Here is a 15,792-nt window from a genome sequence, read left to right on the forward strand (position 1 = left end):
TTCGAGCCGTTCTACGAATGTTCCGGGAACCTAAGGCGCGCTGGGGGGTTCGTCAAGAGGTCGCGCAGGGATACGATCGCCGCCATGACAGCCCCGGATTCCGCCGAAACCCAGACAGCGGGTCGGCCGACCCAGACCGCCACGCTCGCCGAGATCGCCCGCGAGGCCGGAGTGTCGGCTCCGACTGTTTCGAAGGTCCTCAACGGCCGTGCCGACGTCGCCCCCGCGACCCGCACCCGCGTCGAGGACCTGCTCCGCGTCTACGGCTACCGGCGCCGCCGCGCCGAGGCGACCCGCTCCCCGTTGATCGACCTGGTCTTCCACGAGCTGGAGAGCGCCTGGGCGATGGAGGTCATCCGGGGCGTGGAGAACGTGGCCCGTGACTCCGGGCTGAGCGTGGTGCTGAGCGAGAGCGCGGGGCGGCTGACCCCGGGCCGGACCTGGGCCGACCAGGTCGCCGCCCGCCGCCCGCACGGCGTGATCCTCGTCCTCTCCGGGCTCGACGAGTCGCAGCGGGCGCTGCTCACCAGCCGTTCCATCCCGTTCGTGGTGATGGACCCGGCCGGTGACCCGGGCGCCGATGTGCCGTCGATCGGTGCGACGAACTGGCAGGGCGGGCTCGCCGCCACCCGGCACCTGGTCGAACTCGGCCACACCCGGATCGGCGCGATCAGCGGACCGTCCCGGATGATGTGCAGCCGCGCCAGGGTGGACGGATACCGGGCCGCCCTGGAGACGGCCGGGCTGCCGGTCGACAGCTCGCTGATCACCACCGGCGACTTCCACCACGAGGCCGGTTACCGGCTGGGGCTTGAGCTGCTGCGCCGCCCGGACCGACCCACCGCCGTCTTCGCCGGCAACGATCTCCAGGCCCTCGGTCTGTACGAGGCCGCGCGCGAGCTGGGGCTGCGCATCCCGGAGGACCTGAGCGTGGTCGGCTTCGACGATCTGCCGGTGGCGCGTTGGGTGGGCCCGCCGCTGACGACCGTACGACAGCCCCTGACCGAGATGGCCGAGGCGGCGGCGAAGCTGGTGCTCGACCTCGGGCGCGAGGGGGAGTCCTCGGCGGCGCGCCGGGTGGAGCTGGCGACGAGCCTGGTGGTGCGGAGCAGTACGGCACCGCCCGCCGCGTGACGCCGGTGGCCGGAAGGTGGCATGGCGGTGATGTGCGTGGCCGGAAGGTGACGTATTGACGAGTGGGGTCGGTCGCCCCACACTCCTCCGAAGCCAATCGGTTGCACAACCGAAACTTTCGGAGGCACCCGCATGAGATCTCTGAGAACCGGCTTGTCCCTGGCGGCCCTGTTCACCGGCGCCGTCATGCTCTTCGCGGCACCCGCCGCGCACGCCGCCGACACCCCGCTGCGCGACCTCGCCGCCGCGAAGGGCAAAGTCATCGGCACCGCGGTCACCGGCTCCAAGCTCACCGGCACGTACGGCGCCATCGCGGGCAGTCAGTTCAGCTCGCTCACTCCCGGCAACGCCATGAAGTGGGAGACGGTCGAGCCGACGCAGGGCAGCTTCAACTGGTCGGAGGCGGACCAGATCGTCGCCTTCGCGCAGGCCCACAACCAGCAGGTGCGCGGCCACACCCTGGTCTGGCACAGCCAGAACCCGAGCTGGCTGACCAACGGCACATGGACGTCGGCCCAGTTGAGCAGCCTGCTGCAGAACCACATCAGTACCGAAGTCGGCCGCTACAAGGGGAAGATCACCGCCTGGGACGTGGTGAACGAACCCTTCAACGAGGACGGCACCTACCGCTCGACCCTCTGGTACAACGGCCTCGGCGCCAACTACATAGCGCAGGCGCTGACTTGGGCCCACGCGGCCGACCCGGCCGCCAAGCTCTACATCAACGACTACAACGTCGAGGGCGTCAACGCGAAGTCCACCGCCCTCTACAACCTGGTCAAGTCCCTGAAGGCGGCGGGCGTTCCGATCGACGGGGTCGGCCTCCAGGCCCACCTCATCCTCGGGCAGGTCCCGGCCACCCTCCAGCAGAACATCCAGCGCTTCGCCGACCTGGGCGTGGACGTGGCGATCACCGAGCTGGACGTACGGATGGCGCTCCCGGCCGACAGCACCAAACTCGCCCAGCAGAAGGCCGACTTCAAGAGCGTCATGGCCGCCTGCGTCGCCGTCACGCGCTGCGTGAACGTCACCGTCTGGGGCTTCACCGACTCCGACTCCTGGGTCGACAGCACGTTCCCGGGCTACGGGGCGGCGACACCGTACGACGCCGGCTACGCGCCGAAACCGGCGTACTACGGCCTCTCGGAGGCGCTCGGCGGTACGACCACGACCCCGCCGCCGACCGGGGCGTGCTCGGCGACGTACAGCGTGGGCAGTCAGTGGAACACCGGGTTCACCGGGCAGGTGACGATCGCCTGTTCCGGGGCCTCGCTGTCGTCCTGGAAGGCGAGTTGGACGTACGGCGCCGGCCAGCAGCTCACGCAGGCCTGGAACGCGACCTGCACCCAGTCGGGCACGACGGTGAGTTGTGCGAACGCGAGCTACAACGGGACGGTTCCGGACGGCGGTTCGGTGTCGTTCGGGTTCAACGCGTCCTGGAGCGGAAGCAACCCGGTACCGGTGGTGACCCTGGGATGAGGGAGGCGGGGAGAGCCGCGTGGGGGAGCGCGGGGGAGTGAGACGGGACTGAGAACCGTGAAATTTTCCGTAGAAAACCGTCTCAGGACGTCTCCCCTAACTTTCTCCTAATAATTCGGACTTACGTTCCTCCCCGTGACGGACAAAGAGAACGCCGACGACGACAGACGAGTGGGCCGGCGATCGAGAGTGCTGAAGATCGCCGGCCTCACTCTGGCCGGTGCCCTCGTCCTGGGTGTCGCCACGGCCGGCTGGGCCTACTGGCACCTCAACAGCAACATCAAGAGCGTCGACATCGACAGCGCGCTCGGCGCCGACCGCCCCGCGAAGGCGGTGACCACACCCTCCGCCGCCGCGTCCGCGTCCGCCGCCCCCGTGCCGACCGGCTCCCTGAACATCCTGGTCCTCGGCTCCGACTCGCGCAGCGGCAAGGAGAACAAGGCACTCGGCGGCGGCGACAGCTCCGGCGCCCGCTCCGACACCGCGATGGTCGTGCACATCGACGCGGGCCGTAAGAAGGCCACGATCGTCAGCATCCCGCGCGACACCCTCGTCACCCGCCCGTCCTGCCCGCTGTCGTCGGGCGGTTCCACGTCCGTCGCGTACAGCGCGATGTTCAACACCGCCTACTCCGTGGGCGGTCCGGTCTGCGCGGTCAAGACGGTCGAGTCGATCACCGGCGTCCGTATGGACCACTACATAGAGATCGACTTCGCGGGCTTCGCGAAGCTGGTCAACGCGCTCGGCGGCGTCACGGTGACGACCACCCAGGACATCGACGACGACGACAGTCACCTGCACCTGAAGAAGGGCACCCACCACCTCAACGGCAAGCAGGCCCTCGCCCTCGCCCGCACCCGGCACGGCATAGGCGACGGCAGCGACCTGGGCCGAATAGGTCTCCAACAGATGCTGGTGAAGGCCCTGTTGACCCAGATCTCCACCAACGACCTCCTCACCGACCCCACCAAGCTCTACGAGGTCACCGACGCGGTCACCGACAGCCTCACCACCGACACCGGCCTCGACTCCCTGAGCGAACTGATCAGCCTCGGCCAGAGTGTGAAGGGCCTGTCGGCGGACGCGGTGACGACGGTGACGATGCCGAACGTCACGGCACCGTCCGACCCGAACCGGGTGGTCGCGAAGGAGCCGGCGGCGAGCGATCTGTGGGAGTCACTGCGCTGACCTGCGTAGATGCGGAGGCGGAAAAAATCTTCGGGGAATTCCGGCGAGTGTGTCGATCCGCTCGCCCCTCGTTCGACGCATGGTTGAAAGGCCGGGAAGAGCCCGGTCGGACACCGTCAGAGAACGTCAGCGAACGACCCGAGGAGTCACCATGCCCCGCTACCTCTCCCTCGTGCAGATCGACGAGAAGACCGCCCCCGCCGAGGGCCCCAGCCCCGAGCTGATGCAGCGCATGGGCGAGCTGATCGAGGAGATCACCAAGGCCGGCGTCATGCTCGACACCGCCGGTCTCACCCCGACCGCGCAGGGCGCCCGCGTGCACTGGGAGGGCGGCAAGATCTCCGTGACCGACGGCCCGTTCACCGAGTCCAAGGAGGTCGTCGGCGGCTACGCGCTCATGCAGTGCAAGGACATGGCCGAGGCGATCGAGTGGACGAAGCGGTTCCTGAAGGTCCACGAGGAGTTCTGGACGGTGACGTGCGAGGTGCGGGAGATCGCGGAGGGCTGAGCCTTCCCCGGCTTCGCGCGGTTTCCGTGGCCTTTCCCGGCCTTCCTTGGTCTGAGGCCGCCGGGGGTGTTGCATGGTGGGTTGTGACTCCGGAATCACAACCCACCGCAACCCCGCCCCGCAACGCCACGGACCCGCGCGGCAACGCCGTGGACCCGCACAGCACCATCGAGACCGTCTTCCGCATCGAGTCCCCCCGCATCATCGCCGCCGTGGCCCGCCTGGTCCGCGACGTCGGCATCGCCGAGGAACTCGCGCAGGACGCGCTGGTCGCCGCGCTGGAGCAGTGGCCGAGGGACGGCGTGCCCGACAACCCGGGCGCCTGGCTCATGGCGACGGCCAGGCACCGCGCCGTCGACCTGATCCGGCGCCGCGAGAACTACGCCCGCAAGCTCCAGGAGATCGGCCGCACCCTGGAGACGACGGCCCCGCCCGAGGAACCCGCCGCCCCCGACGACATCGACGACGACCTCCTGCGCCTGGTCTTCACCACCTGCCACCCGGTCCTGTCCCCGGAGGCCCGCACCGCCCTCACCCTGCGCTTCCTCGGCGGCCTCACCACTCCCGAGATCGCCCGCGCCTTCCTCGCCCCCGAGCCGACGATCGCCCAGCGCATCGTCCGCGCCAAACGCACCCTCGCCACCAGGAACGTCGCCTTCGAGGTCCCCTACGGCCCCGACCGCGAGGCCCGCCTGGGCTCCGTCCTGGACGTCATCTACCTGATCTTCAACGAGGGTTACGCGGCGACGGCAGGCGACGACTGGCTTCGCCCCGGCCTCTGCGAGGACGCCCTCCGCCTGGCCCGACTCCTCTCCGGCCTGATGCCGAAGGAACCCGAAGTCCACGCGCTGGCCTCCCTGTTGGAGTTCCAGGCCTCCCGCTCGGCCGCCCGCACCGCTCCGAACGGCGACCCCGTCCTCCTCAAGGACCAGAACCGCCGCCGCTGGAACCGCCTCCTCATCGCCCGCGGCATCACCGCCCTGGGCCGCGCGGACGCCGTGGCGACAGGCGCCCCGGGCCCCTACGCCCTCCAGGCCGCCATCGCCGCCTGCCACGCCCACGCGTACACCTACGACGAGACCGACTGGCCGACGATCGCGACCCTGTACGGCCTCCTCGCCGCCCGATCCCCGTCCCCGGTGGTCGAGTTGAACCGCGCGGTCGCCGTCTCGATGGCACAGGGCCCGGCCCCGGCACTGGAGATCGTCGACACCCTCGCCACCGAACCCGCCCTGCGCGACTACCACTTGCTCCCGAGCGTCCGCGGCGACCTGCTCCTCCGCCTAGGCCGTACGACGGAGGCGAAGGCGGAGTTCACACGGGCGGCTTCGCTGGCGCGCAACGAACGCGAACGCCAACTCCTGCTGCGCCGGGCGGCGGAGGCGTCGTAGCGCAAAGGGGGTCCACGACCTTTGACCGTCAGACAGGCCGCCCGATCAACATCGCCGGCGCTCCCGCCACCCGAGTAAGGAACACCGTCGCCGAGTTGGGCCCCTGAGGCTTCACCTTCCGCCGCAACTCCTCCGGTTCGACAGCCGACCCCCGCTTCTTCACGGTGAGCACGCCCACCTCCCGCTCCCGCAGTAGCGCCTTCAACTTCTTTACACCGAAGGGGAGTTGATCGGTGATCTCATAGGCCGAGGCGTACGGGGTCGGCCGTAGCTCGTCCGCCGTCACATATGCGATGGTCTCGTCGACGAGCCCGCCCCCGACCTCCTCCGCGACCTCGGCGACGAGGTGCGCGCGGATGACGGCGCCGTCGGGCTCGTACAAGTACCGCCCCACGGAACGGACTTCAGGGTCCGGAAGTCCCCGTCCGTGCAGAACTCGCGGTCCGGGGAGGAGAGTTGCCCGCACTGCCCCCGCCCGCACACCTGTCCCGAACCACAGCACCGCCTCTTTCACGTCACCCCCGTCCGAGATCCACTCCGCCTCGGCCGTCCCTGGGATCGCCTCGTGCGGTACCCCGGGTGCGATCTTCAGCGCGGCGAGCGGGGCCGTCGTGGCCGCGCCGATGGCCCAGGACAAGGGCGGTGAGTACGCCTCGGGATCGAAGATGCGCCCCCGGCCGCCGCGCCGCGCGGGGTCGACGAAGACGGCGTCGTACGCGGACGTGTCCACCTCCGTCACATCCGCTTCCCGCACCTCGATCAGCTCGGCCAGCCCCAGCGCCTCCGCGTTGGCCCGCGCCACGGCAACTGTCAGCGGATCGCGGTCCACGGCCAGGACCCGTACCCCCGCCCGCGCCAGCGCGATCGCGTCGCCGCCGATTCCGCAGCACAGGTCGGCGACGGAGGTGACACCCAGGTCCAGCAGTCGGCCGGCGCGGTACGTGGCGACGCTCGCCCGGGTCGACTGTTCGAAGCCGTTCGGGGTGAAGAACATGCGTGAGGCGTCCTCGGGCGAGAACTTCGCGACCGCCGCCCGCTGGCGCAGCCGGGCCTGGCCGAGGGCCGCCGAGACGAGGTCGGCGGGGTGGTCGCGGCGCAGGCGGGTGGCGACGGCGAGTTCCTTGGCCGGATCGGTGCCGTGGACCTCGTCGAGGAGGGCACGGCCCTCGGGGGTGAGCAGGGCGGCGAAGGCGAGTACGGGGTCGTTCACCGGGACATTGTGGGCCAGTCGGTGGACGGTGTGCCTCCGGTGGCGGTGTGTTGGCGGTGTCGGCGCGGGATCGGGGCCGGGGACTGAAATGATCCGACCCCATGCGAGTAGTCGTACAAAATGACATCAATCGGACGCGTGAACGCATGGGGAATCGAGGGTGGAAGCCGGGCGTTCGTGGCGCGCTGGCCGCCCTCGCACTCGCCGCCCTCGCCTCCGGCTGCGGCCAGCCGGGCTCCGGCACGACCGCGCACCCGGCCCACCCGGCACCCGGCGCGCAGCCCCTGCACGCCCCCCCGGCCCGCGCGCTGGACTCCTACGCGACCAAGTTGCGCGCCGCGTACGCCGCGCGGGTTGCGGCGGCCAAGCGCTGGGGGCTGGCGAAGGTGCCCCTCCAGGCCCTGCCGGCGCCCGCCCACAAGCCGGAGATCACCGCGCGCAAGGGCTTCGAGGTGGACGACCAGGAGGAGCTGAACCTCCCGCCGGTCTTCACCACGATCCCCACGAAGCAGAAGATCGTCTTCCTCACCATCGACGACGGTGAGGAGAAGGACCCCGCGTTCCTGCGGATGATGAGCGACCTGAAGATCCCGTACACGGCCTTCCTCAGCAACTACCTGGTGAAGGACGACTACGGCTACTTCCGGAAGATGCAGGCCCAGGGCCACACGATCAACAACCACACCCTCACGCACCCGTATCTGCCGGGCCTGTCGTACGCCGAGCAGAAGCGTGAGATCTGCGGCATGCAGGACATCATGAAGAAGCAGTTCGGCAAGGCCCCGACGGTCTTCCGGCCGCCGTACGGGAACTACAACCACGACACCCTCGTAGCCGCGAAGTCCTGCGGCATCAAGTACGCCCCGATCTGGGACGAGGAGGTGTTCGTCGACCACTGGGAGTACCGCGAGGACGACCGGTCGCTGCACCCCGGTGACATCGTCCTGACGCACTTCCGGGGCCGTGCGGACTGGAAGGGCACGATGGTCGACGACATGCGCCGCTTCCTGGGCAAGGTCACGGCGGAGGGGTACGCGGTGGCTCGCCTGGAGGACTACCTGTGAGGGTCCGGGTACCGGTGGCCGTCGCTCTGGCGGCCACCCTCCTCACCGGCTGCGCCCAGTCCGTCGACCCGATCGAACGGCTCGGCAAGAAGGCCGCCCAGCGCGTCCACCCGCACGGCCCGACCCGCGAACAGCCGTACCGCCACTGGGGTTTGACGGCCCCGCTGGCCCCCGCTCCGAAACCCTCCCCCTGGCCCGCCCCCCGCTCGGCGGGCCCGGGCCTCCCACCCGTCGTGGACCACGTCCGCACCCACGACAAGGTCGTCTTCCTGACCTACGACGCCCAGGGCGCGGGCGCGGACACGCGACGGGACCCGAGGTTCGCCGACCTGGTCCGCGAACTACGGCTCCCGGTCACGGTGTTCCCCACCGCACCGCGACACGGCCACTTCGCCGGCCTGCCCTACGCCACCCAGCGCAGCGAGATCTGCGGCCACCGGCCCCGGCCCGACTCCCGGCTGCTCCGGCCCCCTTACGGCACGTACGACACGACGACCCGCCGTGCCGCGGCCGACTGCGGAGTCTCCGCCCTGGTCCTCTGGCGGGCCTCCACGACGACCGGAACCCTGACCTACGCCCGAGGCGACCACCACCTCACCCCCGGCGACATCGTCCAGGTGGGCCCGGCCGACAGCACGGCCAGACTGCTGCGTGGCATCCAGGAGCGGGGGCTGACGGTGGGGCGCCTGGAGGACTACCTCTGAGTGCCACTTGGGACGGGTCTGCTTGAGACAGGGCTGCTTGAGACAGGGGGCCTACCCGTGGGGCCACGTCTCTGCCGTCGTACCCAGGAGTACCGCGACGGCCAGCACCTGTGCCGCGGCGCTGATCTGATACCCGCGCCGGAAGAGGACGACGGCCGCGGCGAGAGCCGCGACCACCAGCACACCCAGCCACGCCACCGCCGCCCAGAGGGACCCGATCAGCGCCACCGTCAGGGCCGATATGAAGACGAGGGCGACTTCAGCCGGTATCAGGACGGCCACCGCGCAGCAGTCGGCACCGAGGGAAGGCGGACTGGGAAGCGCGGGGGACCGGGGAGGCATGGGGAGACGCTACGGGGCGGCACCTTTCCAGCGCAGGCGGACACCATCAGCCTGTCCGGCGTTTGAGGACGAGGCCGCAGGCCGACAGCGGGGGTCTGGGGGCGCAGCCCCCGGAGACGGCAACACCAACACCCCCGCCACACAGCCCAGGGCACTGAAAAATTCCGCTCAAGCGCCGCGGGCATTGGCACTCCGCTTGACCGAGTGCTAATCGCAGTCATAGTCTCAGACCTGGCACTCCCCCCTGGAGAGTGCCAATAGCGACGGGCAGGTCCGGCACCCGCGACGACGGATCCACCTGGTCGCCACCTCAGACAGTTAACCCCGTGAGATCTCCGAAGGGGGAGGTCGGATCGTGACGACCGCCAGCTCCAAGGTTGCCATCAAGCCGCTCGAGGACCGCATTGTGGTCCAGGCACTCGAAGCCGAGCAGACCACGGCCTCTGGCCTGGTCATTCCGGACACCGCGAAGGAGAAGCCCCAGGAGGGCGTCGTCCTCGCCGTGGGCCCGGGTCGCTTCGAGAACGGCGAGCGCCTGCCGCTCGACGTCCAGACCGGTGACATCGTGCTGTACAGCAAGTACGGCGGCACCGAAGTGAAGTACCAGGGCGAGGAGTACCTCGTCCTCTCGGCCCGCGACGTGCTCGCGGTCATCGAGAAGTAGCTCACCCGGTACCACCGGTACCACCTGGATATACCGAGCTACACCCAGTTTTGCAGTGAGCTGCGCCCCTGGCCCCCGCGACCTTATGAAGCCGGGCGTCGGGGGCGTGGTTCGTTTCACCCACGTTTTCCGAGAGGGCTGAACCGCTCCCATGGCGAAGATCCTGAAGTTCGACGAGGACGCCCGTCGCGCCCTCGAGCGCGGCGTCAACAAGCTTGCCGACACGGTCAAGGTGACGATCGGCCCCAAGGGCCGCAACGTCGTCATCGACAAGAAGTTCGGCGCCCCCACCATCACCAACGACGGCGTCACCATCGCCCGCGAGGTCGAGCTCGACGACCCGTACGAGAACCTCGGTGCCCAGCTGGTGAAGGAGGTGGCGACCAAGACCAACGACATCGCGGGTGACGGCACCACCACCGCCACCGTGCTCGCCCAGGCGCTCGTCCGCGAGGGCCTGCGCAACGTCGCCGCGGGTGCCTCCCCGGCCGCCCTGAAGAAGGGCATCGACGCCGCCGTCAAGGCCATCTCCGACGAGCTGCTCGCCACCGCGCGGCCCATCGACGACAAGGCCGACATCGCCGCCGTGGCCGGTCTGTCCGCCCAGGACAGCCAGGTCGGCGAGCTCATCGCCGAGGCGATGGACAAGGTCGGCAAGGACGGTGTCATCACCGTCGAGGAGTCCAACACCTTCGGTCTGGAGCTGGACTTCACCGAGGGCATGGCCTTCGACAAGGGCTACCTGTCGCCGTACTTCGTGACGGACCAGGAGCGCATGGAAGCGGTCCTCGAGGACCCGTACATCCTGATCCACCAGGGCAAGATCAGCTCCATCCAGGACCTGCTGCCGCTGCTGGAGAAGGTCATCCAGGCCAACGCCTCCAAGCCGCTGCTGATCATCGCCGAGGACGTCGAGGGCGAGGCCCTGTCGACCCTGGTCGTGAACAAGATCCGCGGCACGTTCAACGCGGTCGCGGTCAAGGCCCCCGGCTTCGGCGACCGCCGCAAGGCGATGCTCGGCGACCTCGCCACCCTCACCGGCGGTCAGGTCATCGCCGAGGAGGTCGGCCTCAAGCTCGACCAGGTCGGCCTGGACGTGCTGGGCTCCGCCCGCCGCGTGACGGTCACCAAGGACGACACGACCGTCGTCGACGGTGCCGGCGACTCCTCCGAGGTCGCGGGCCGCGTCAACCAGATCAAGGCCGAGATCGAGAACACGGACTCCGACTGGGACCGCGAGAAGCTCCAGGAGCGCCTCGCGAAGCTGGCCGGCGGCGTGTGCGTGATCAAGGTCGGCGCCGCCACCGAGGTGGAGCTGAAGGAGAAGAAGCACCGTCTGGAGGACGCCATCTCCGCGACCCGCGCCGCGGTCGAGGAGGGCATCGTCTCCGGTGGTGGCTCCGCTCTGGTGCACGCCGCCAAGGTCCTCGAGGGCAACCTCGACAAGACCGGCGACGAGGCCACCGGTGTCGCCGTCGTGCGCCGCGCGGTCGTCGAGCCGCTGCGCTGGATCGCCGAGAACGCGGGCCTCGAGGGCTACGTCATCACCGCCAAGGTCGCCGACCTGGAGCCCGGCCAGGGCTTCAACGCCGCGACCGGCGAGTACGGCGACCTGGTCAAGGCCGGCGTCATCGACCCGGTCAAGGTCACCCGCTCCGCCCTGGAGAACGCCGCCTCCATCGCCTCCCTGCTCCTCACGACCGAGACCCTGGTCGTCGAGAAGAAGGAAGAGGAGGAGCCGGCCGCCGGTGGTCACAGCCACGGCCACTCCCACTGACGCGAGTCGGTGAACCCGTAGTACGTGTACGTCGAAGGCCCGGCGCCCCTCAGGGGGTGCCGGGCCTTCGCGTTCCACCGAAACCTTCGTCACCGAGCCCGCCGTGGTCGAGCCGACTGCCATCACCGAGCCCGCCCCCCATCGAGGCGGCTGCCGTCACTGCGGCCCGTACTTCCGCCCGGTCTTCGACGTGATCCCGCCCAGCACCGCCTGCGGAGTGATCTTCACTAGCCCCATCAGCGCCTTGTAGCGCGGGTCCGGGATCGACAGCGACTTGCCGCGCGCCAGATCCGCGAGCGCCGCCGCGACCAGCTTGTCCGCGTCCAGCCACATCCAGTTCGGGATGTTGTCCGTACCCATCCCGGCCCGCTCGTGGAACTCGGTCCGCACAAAACCCGGCGCCAGCGCCATCAGCCGTACGCCACTGCCGGCCAGGTCCTTGGCCGCGCCCTGCGTGAACTGCACGACCCACGCCTTCGAGGCGCCGTACGTTCCGCGTGGTACGAAGGCGGCGACCGACGCCACGTTGACGACCCCGCCGCGCCCGCGCTCCCGCATCGCCTCGGTCGCCGCGCTGGTCAGCCGGAGCACCGCCTCGCAGTGCACCTTGAGCATCTTCAGCTCGTCGGCCATGGATACGTCGAGGTAGCGGCCCTTGTTGCCGAAGCCCGCGTTGTTGACCAGCAGGTCGACGGGGTTCTTGCGGTCGGCGAGGCGGGCGGCGACCGTCTCGATGCCCTTGTCCGTGGCCAGGTCGGCGGTGAGCACCTCCGCCTCGATGCCGTGCCGGTCGTGCAGTTCGGTCGCCTGCTCCCCGAGCCGCGCGGTGTTCCGCGCCACCAGCACGAGGTTGTGTCCGTCCGCCGCGAGCCGCCGCGCGAACGCGGCACCGATCCCCGCGGTCGATCCCGTAATCAATGCCGTTGTCATGGCGCAAGATTAGTGACCCGGAGCAAGCCGGTCCGATCTCTGCACAGCCCCTCCAGATCCGTGACGAACACGTGTCGAACACCGTGTCGAACGGGCCGCGGCACCAGGTCAGCCCGGGTGTTCCGCGACATATTTCCGGGCCTGCGCCAGCGACTCCGGATGCAGCGCCTCGCCCGCCGGAAGCAGCCGCGGCAGCAGCTCCCGCTCGGTCGTCACGGCCCGGAACTGAAGCGCCACGGTCACCTCGTGGTCGGGCCGGTGCACGATCTCGATCGCGTCCCCCGCCTGGATCTCACCGGGTTCGATCACCCGCAGATAGGCCCCCGGCGCACCCTTCACGGTGAACCGTTTCACCCACCCGCGTTCGCCCAGATGGTCCTGGAACGTACGGCACGGGATCCGCCCGCAGGTGACCTCCAGGACCACCTCGGAACCGATCCGCCAGCGCTCGCCGATCAGCGCGCCGGACACGTCGACCCCCAGCGTCGTCAGATTCTCCCCGAAGGAACCGCTGGCCAGCGGGCGCCCCAACTCCCGCTCCCAGCCGTCGAGATCCTCGCGCGCGACCGCGTACACCGCCTGGTCGTCGCCCCCGTGGTGCCGCCGATGACACACCGCGTCCCCGGCCAGCCCGCTCCCGGCGATGCCCTTGGGCCCGGGCGCGCTCACCCGCACCGGCGCGTCGGTCGGCCGCTTGTCGATGCCGGTCACCCCCTCGGGCTGCTCCGTGTACGGCACGGCCGTGGCCCGGCCCAGATTCAGCGAGAGAAGCTTCATGACGGCACGGTAGACGAGACCATCCCAAAGGTGCGCCACATTATTCGCCACCACCCCCAAGGGGCACTTATGCTCGGCGCATGATCGAGGCCCGACATCTCCGTGTGCTGCGCGCCGTCGCCGCCACCGGCTCCTTCTCGGCGGCCGGGCGTGAACTGGGCTGCACCCAGCCCGCCGTCAGCCAGCAGATGAAGGCCCTGGAGGCCTCGGTCGGCACCCCGCTGCTGATCCGCACCGGCCGCGAGATGCGCCTGACCCAGGCGGGCGAGGCCCTGGTCCGGCACGGCGCCGGCATCCTCGCCGGGCTGACGGCGGCCGAGGAGGAGGTCGCCGCGATCGCGGGCCTGCGCGCCGGCCGGGTCCGCCTGGTCTCCTTCCCCAGCGGCAGCTCGACGCTCGTCCCCACGGCCCTCGCCGCCCTGCGCGCCGCACACCCCGGCACCCGCGTCTCCCTGGAGGAGGCCGAGCCGCCGAACTCCGTCGAGCTCCTCCGGGAGGGCGACTGCGACATCGCGCTCGCCTTCCGCTACGAGACCGCAGCGGGCGCGGAGGACTGGTCCGACCTGGTCGTACGCCACCTGCTCAGCGACCGCCTGGTCGCCCTGGTCCCGGAAAAACACCGGCACGCGCGTGTGCGGTCGGTCGCCATCGGCGAACTCGCCGACGACCCCTGGATCGCCGGCTGCCCGCGCTGCCGTGGGCAGTTGGTCGAGGTGTGCGAGCGTGCCGGTTTCACCCCGCGCATCGACTTCGCGACCGACGACTATCCGGCGGTCGTCGGCCTGGTGAGCGCGGGGTTGGGCGTCGCCGTACTGCCCCAGCTCGCCATCGAGTCCGTACGGCCCCGGGGAGCGCGGACGGTGACGCTGGAACCGGCGGTGCGGCGGGAGATCGTCGCGCTGACCCTGCCCGACCTGGCGCGGGTACCGGCGGTGGCGGCGACCCTCGACCAGCTGGCGCGGGCGGCCAGCGAAAAGTAGGCCAGTAGGCCGCGAAAAATAGGGGGGCACGCGTGCGCGTACCCCTGGTGGAGAGCTAGTTGGAGAAACGTTCCTTCAGTTGTTCGAAGCCATGTCCCCGGCGGCCGAAGCCGACACCAGCCGGTTGCGGGCACGCCCCATGAGCTCTTCGCGCTCGTCCTCGGTCAGGCCGCCCCAGACGCCGTACGGCTCGCGCACCGCCAGCGCGTGCGCCGCGCACTGTGCGCGGACCGGGCACCTCATGCAGACCTCTTTGGCCGAGTTCTCACGAGCGCTTCGTGCCGCACCGCGCTCGCCCTCGGGATGAAAGAAGAGCGAGCTGTCGACCCCTCGGCAGGCAGCCAGGAGCTGCCAGTCCCACAGGTCCGCGTTCGGTCCGGGAAGGCGGGAGAAATCTGCCATTGCGTGACCCCTTGTAGCCGTTATGGGCGGATACGGTGTCCACGACCGTACAACTACGATCTAAGGAGATGAAAATATGACTCATTGCGAATCTAGCCTCAGACACCAGCAAAAGGGAAGAAATAGGGCTGAATGGGGCACCGGTTGTGATGAAAGCTTGTGGGTCGGCCGCGCACGCCTCCACCGTGTCCGCACCCTCACGTAGAGTGCCGAAGATGGCACACGGCCCCGTAACTCTTTCGAGTGACCGTCGTTGAGAGTGCGAGGCGGTTGAAAACAACAAGTGCTCGGGCAGGCGTCCGAGTCGGTCGACCGCACAGGTGACGATTTCGTACCAGCCTGGAGGCTCAAGGTGACGCGCATCAGTTGCGGAGGGCGGCCATGACATCCGTCCTCGTCTGTGACGACTCCCCGCTTGCCCGAGAGGCGCTCCGCCGCGCGGTCGCGACCGTGCCCGGTGTCGAGCGCGTGACGACGGCGGCCAACGGCGAGGAAGTCCTCCGCCGCTGGGGTGCCGACCGCTCGGACCTCATCCTGATGGACGTCCGCATGCCCGGACTCGGCGGTGTCGAGACCGTGCGGCGACTGCTGTCCGCCGACCCGGGCGCACGCATCATCATGCTCACCGTCGCCGAAGACCTGGACGGCGTGGCCCTCGCGGTCGCGGCCGGCGCCCGCGGCTATCTGCACAAGGACGCCTCGCGCGCCGAACTGCGGGCCACGGTCACCCAGGCCCTCGCCGACCCGACCTGGCGACTGGCCCCGCGCCGGCTGCGCTCGGCCGAGATGGGCGCCGCGCCGACGCTCACCGCGCGCGAGATCCAGGTCCTCGAAGGGATGAGCCACGGCCGCTCCAACGCGGAGATCGGTCGTGAGCTGTTCCTCTCCGAGGACACCGTCAAAACACACGCACGGCGGCTCTTCAAGAAACTCGGCGCCTCGGACCGGGCACACGCCGTGGCGCTCGGTTTCCGGTGGGGTCTGGTCCGTTAGGACCAGGTCAGTGGGTTGCAGCGGGGGTACGACAATCCCCGCCTACCTCATGGTGGGCGGGGGCGGCAAAGGGGCCCGCCGGGTGCCCGCTGCTCGTTTCGCCGCGGATGCCGCATCCTTGAGATGTGGAGTTCCTCGGGGACGAGTCGGTCGAGCGGGAGGGGAGGGCGCAGGAGATGAGTTCCGGCGCACCTGCTCATAACGCTTCGGTGCACAACAACGGACGCGGTGCCACGGACCCTTCGGCCG

Annotated in this window: 16 protein-coding genes; 11 read left to right on the forward strand and 5 right to left on the reverse strand. The window is 69.8% G+C overall.

The window, feature by feature from the left end; all coding sequences use genetic code 11:
• Positions 1-84: 84 nt before the first annotated feature.
• The 5 genes from OG588_RS30315 to OG588_RS30335 all read left to right on the forward strand — a co-directional run bounded on the left by OG588_RS30315 (position 85) and on the right by OG588_RS30335 (position 5,700).
• Positions 85-1,134, forward strand: coding sequence for a LacI family DNA-binding transcriptional regulator (locus OG588_RS30315; RefSeq protein WP_366095497.1), 1,050 nt, complete (start codon positions 85-87; stop codon positions 1,132-1,134).
• Between the two features lie 132 nt (positions 1,135-1,266).
• Positions 1,267-2,613: an endo-1,4-beta-xylanase gene (locus OG588_RS30320; protein ID WP_405950031.1), complete on the forward strand. Its 1,347-nt coding sequence runs from the start codon at positions 1,267-1,269 to the stop codon at positions 2,611-2,613.
• 135 nt (positions 2,614-2,748) lie between these two features.
• Positions 2,749-3,801, forward strand: a complete 1,053-nt coding sequence (locus OG588_RS30325) for an LCP family protein (RefSeq protein ID WP_405950032.1) — start codon at positions 2,749-2,751, stop codon at positions 3,799-3,801.
• 151 nt (positions 3,802-3,952) lie between these two features.
• A complete protein-coding gene (locus OG588_RS30330) occupies positions 3,953-4,309 on the forward strand; it encodes a YciI family protein (RefSeq protein WP_043676922.1) in 357 nt (118 codons plus the stop codon).
• Positions 4,310-4,392: 83 nt separating this feature from the next.
• Entirely contained in the window at positions 4,393-5,700 is a 1,308-nt protein-coding gene (locus OG588_RS30335; protein WP_405950033.1) for an RNA polymerase sigma factor, read from the forward strand.
• Positions 5,701-5,728: 28 nt separating this feature from the next.
• On the opposite strand, the gene OG588_RS30340 is transcribed toward OG588_RS30335, so the two are convergent.
• Positions 5,729-6,910: a THUMP-like domain-containing protein gene (locus OG588_RS30340; RefSeq protein ID WP_405950034.1), complete on the reverse strand. Its 1,182-nt coding sequence runs from the start codon at positions 6,908-6,910 to the stop codon at positions 5,729-5,731.
• A gap of 146 nt (positions 6,911-7,056) precedes the next feature.
• Here OG588_RS30340 and OG588_RS30345 point away from each other — a divergent pair, with 146 nt between their 5' ends.
• Positions 7,057-7,974 carry a polysaccharide deacetylase family protein gene (locus OG588_RS30345; RefSeq protein WP_405950035.1) on the forward strand — a complete coding sequence of 306 codons (918 nt, stop codon included), beginning with the start codon at positions 7,057-7,059 and terminating at the stop codon, positions 7,972-7,974.
• Positions 7,971-8,678 carry a hypothetical protein gene (locus OG588_RS30350; RefSeq protein ID WP_405950036.1) on the forward strand — a complete coding sequence of 236 codons (708 nt, stop codon included), beginning with the start codon at positions 7,971-7,973 and terminating at the stop codon, positions 8,676-8,678. Before OG588_RS30345 ends, OG588_RS30350 begins: the two co-directional genes overlap by 4 nt.
• A gap of 51 nt (positions 8,679-8,729) precedes the next feature.
• On the opposite strand, the gene OG588_RS30355 is transcribed toward OG588_RS30350, so the two are convergent.
• Entirely contained in the window at positions 8,730-9,020 is a 291-nt protein-coding gene (locus OG588_RS30355; protein WP_405950037.1) for a hypothetical protein, read from the reverse strand.
• Positions 9,021-9,375: 355 nt separating this feature from the next.
• On the opposite strand from OG588_RS30355, the gene groES reads away from it, so the two are divergent.
• Entirely contained in the window at positions 9,376-9,684 is a 309-nt protein-coding gene (gene groES, locus OG588_RS30360; RefSeq protein ID WP_019055579.1) for a co-chaperone GroES, read from the forward strand.
• 151 nt (positions 9,685-9,835) lie between these two features.
• Positions 9,836-11,461 carry a chaperonin GroEL gene (gene groL / locus OG588_RS30365; RefSeq protein ID WP_366095491.1) on the forward strand — a complete coding sequence of 542 codons (1,626 nt, stop codon included), beginning with the start codon at positions 9,836-9,838 and terminating at the stop codon, positions 11,459-11,461.
• Positions 11,462-11,617: 156 nt separating this feature from the next.
• Here groL and OG588_RS30370 read toward each other — a convergent pair whose 3' ends face one another.
• Together OG588_RS30370 and OG588_RS30375 are read right to left on the reverse strand one after the other, a co-directional pair.
• Positions 11,618-12,391, reverse strand: a complete 774-nt coding sequence (locus OG588_RS30370; protein ID WP_393036465.1) for an SDR family NAD(P)-dependent oxidoreductase — start codon at positions 12,389-12,391, stop codon at positions 11,618-11,620.
• 108 nt (positions 12,392-12,499) lie between these two features.
• Positions 12,500-13,168, reverse strand: coding sequence for an MOSC domain-containing protein (locus OG588_RS30375; RefSeq protein ID WP_405950038.1), 669 nt, complete (start codon positions 13,166-13,168; stop codon positions 12,500-12,502).
• 80 nt (positions 13,169-13,248) lie between these two features.
• Between OG588_RS30375 and OG588_RS30380 the strand changes: the two genes are divergently transcribed.
• Positions 13,249-14,148: a LysR family transcriptional regulator gene (locus tag OG588_RS30380; protein WP_405950039.1), complete on the forward strand. Its 900-nt coding sequence runs from the start codon at positions 13,249-13,251 to the stop codon at positions 14,146-14,148.
• Between the two features lie 75 nt (positions 14,149-14,223).
• On the opposite strand, the gene OG588_RS30385 is transcribed toward OG588_RS30380, so the two are convergent.
• Positions 14,224-14,550, reverse strand: a complete 327-nt coding sequence (locus tag OG588_RS30385) for a WhiB family transcriptional regulator (protein ID WP_019055584.1) — start codon at positions 14,548-14,550, stop codon at positions 14,224-14,226.
• A gap of 381 nt (positions 14,551-14,931) precedes the next feature.
• Between OG588_RS30385 and OG588_RS30390 the strand changes: the two genes are divergently transcribed.
• On the forward strand, positions 14,932-15,543 hold the full coding sequence (locus tag OG588_RS30390; RefSeq protein WP_003948568.1) for a response regulator transcription factor: 612 nt from the start codon (positions 14,932-14,934) through the stop codon (positions 15,541-15,543).
• Positions 15,544-15,792 lie beyond the last annotated feature (249 nt).

Origin of the sequence: Streptomyces prunicolor (assembly GCF_045162825.1) — a bacterium.
Taxonomy (GTDB): Bacteria; Actinomycetota; Actinomycetes; order Streptomycetales; family Streptomycetaceae; genus Streptomyces; species Streptomyces prunicolor.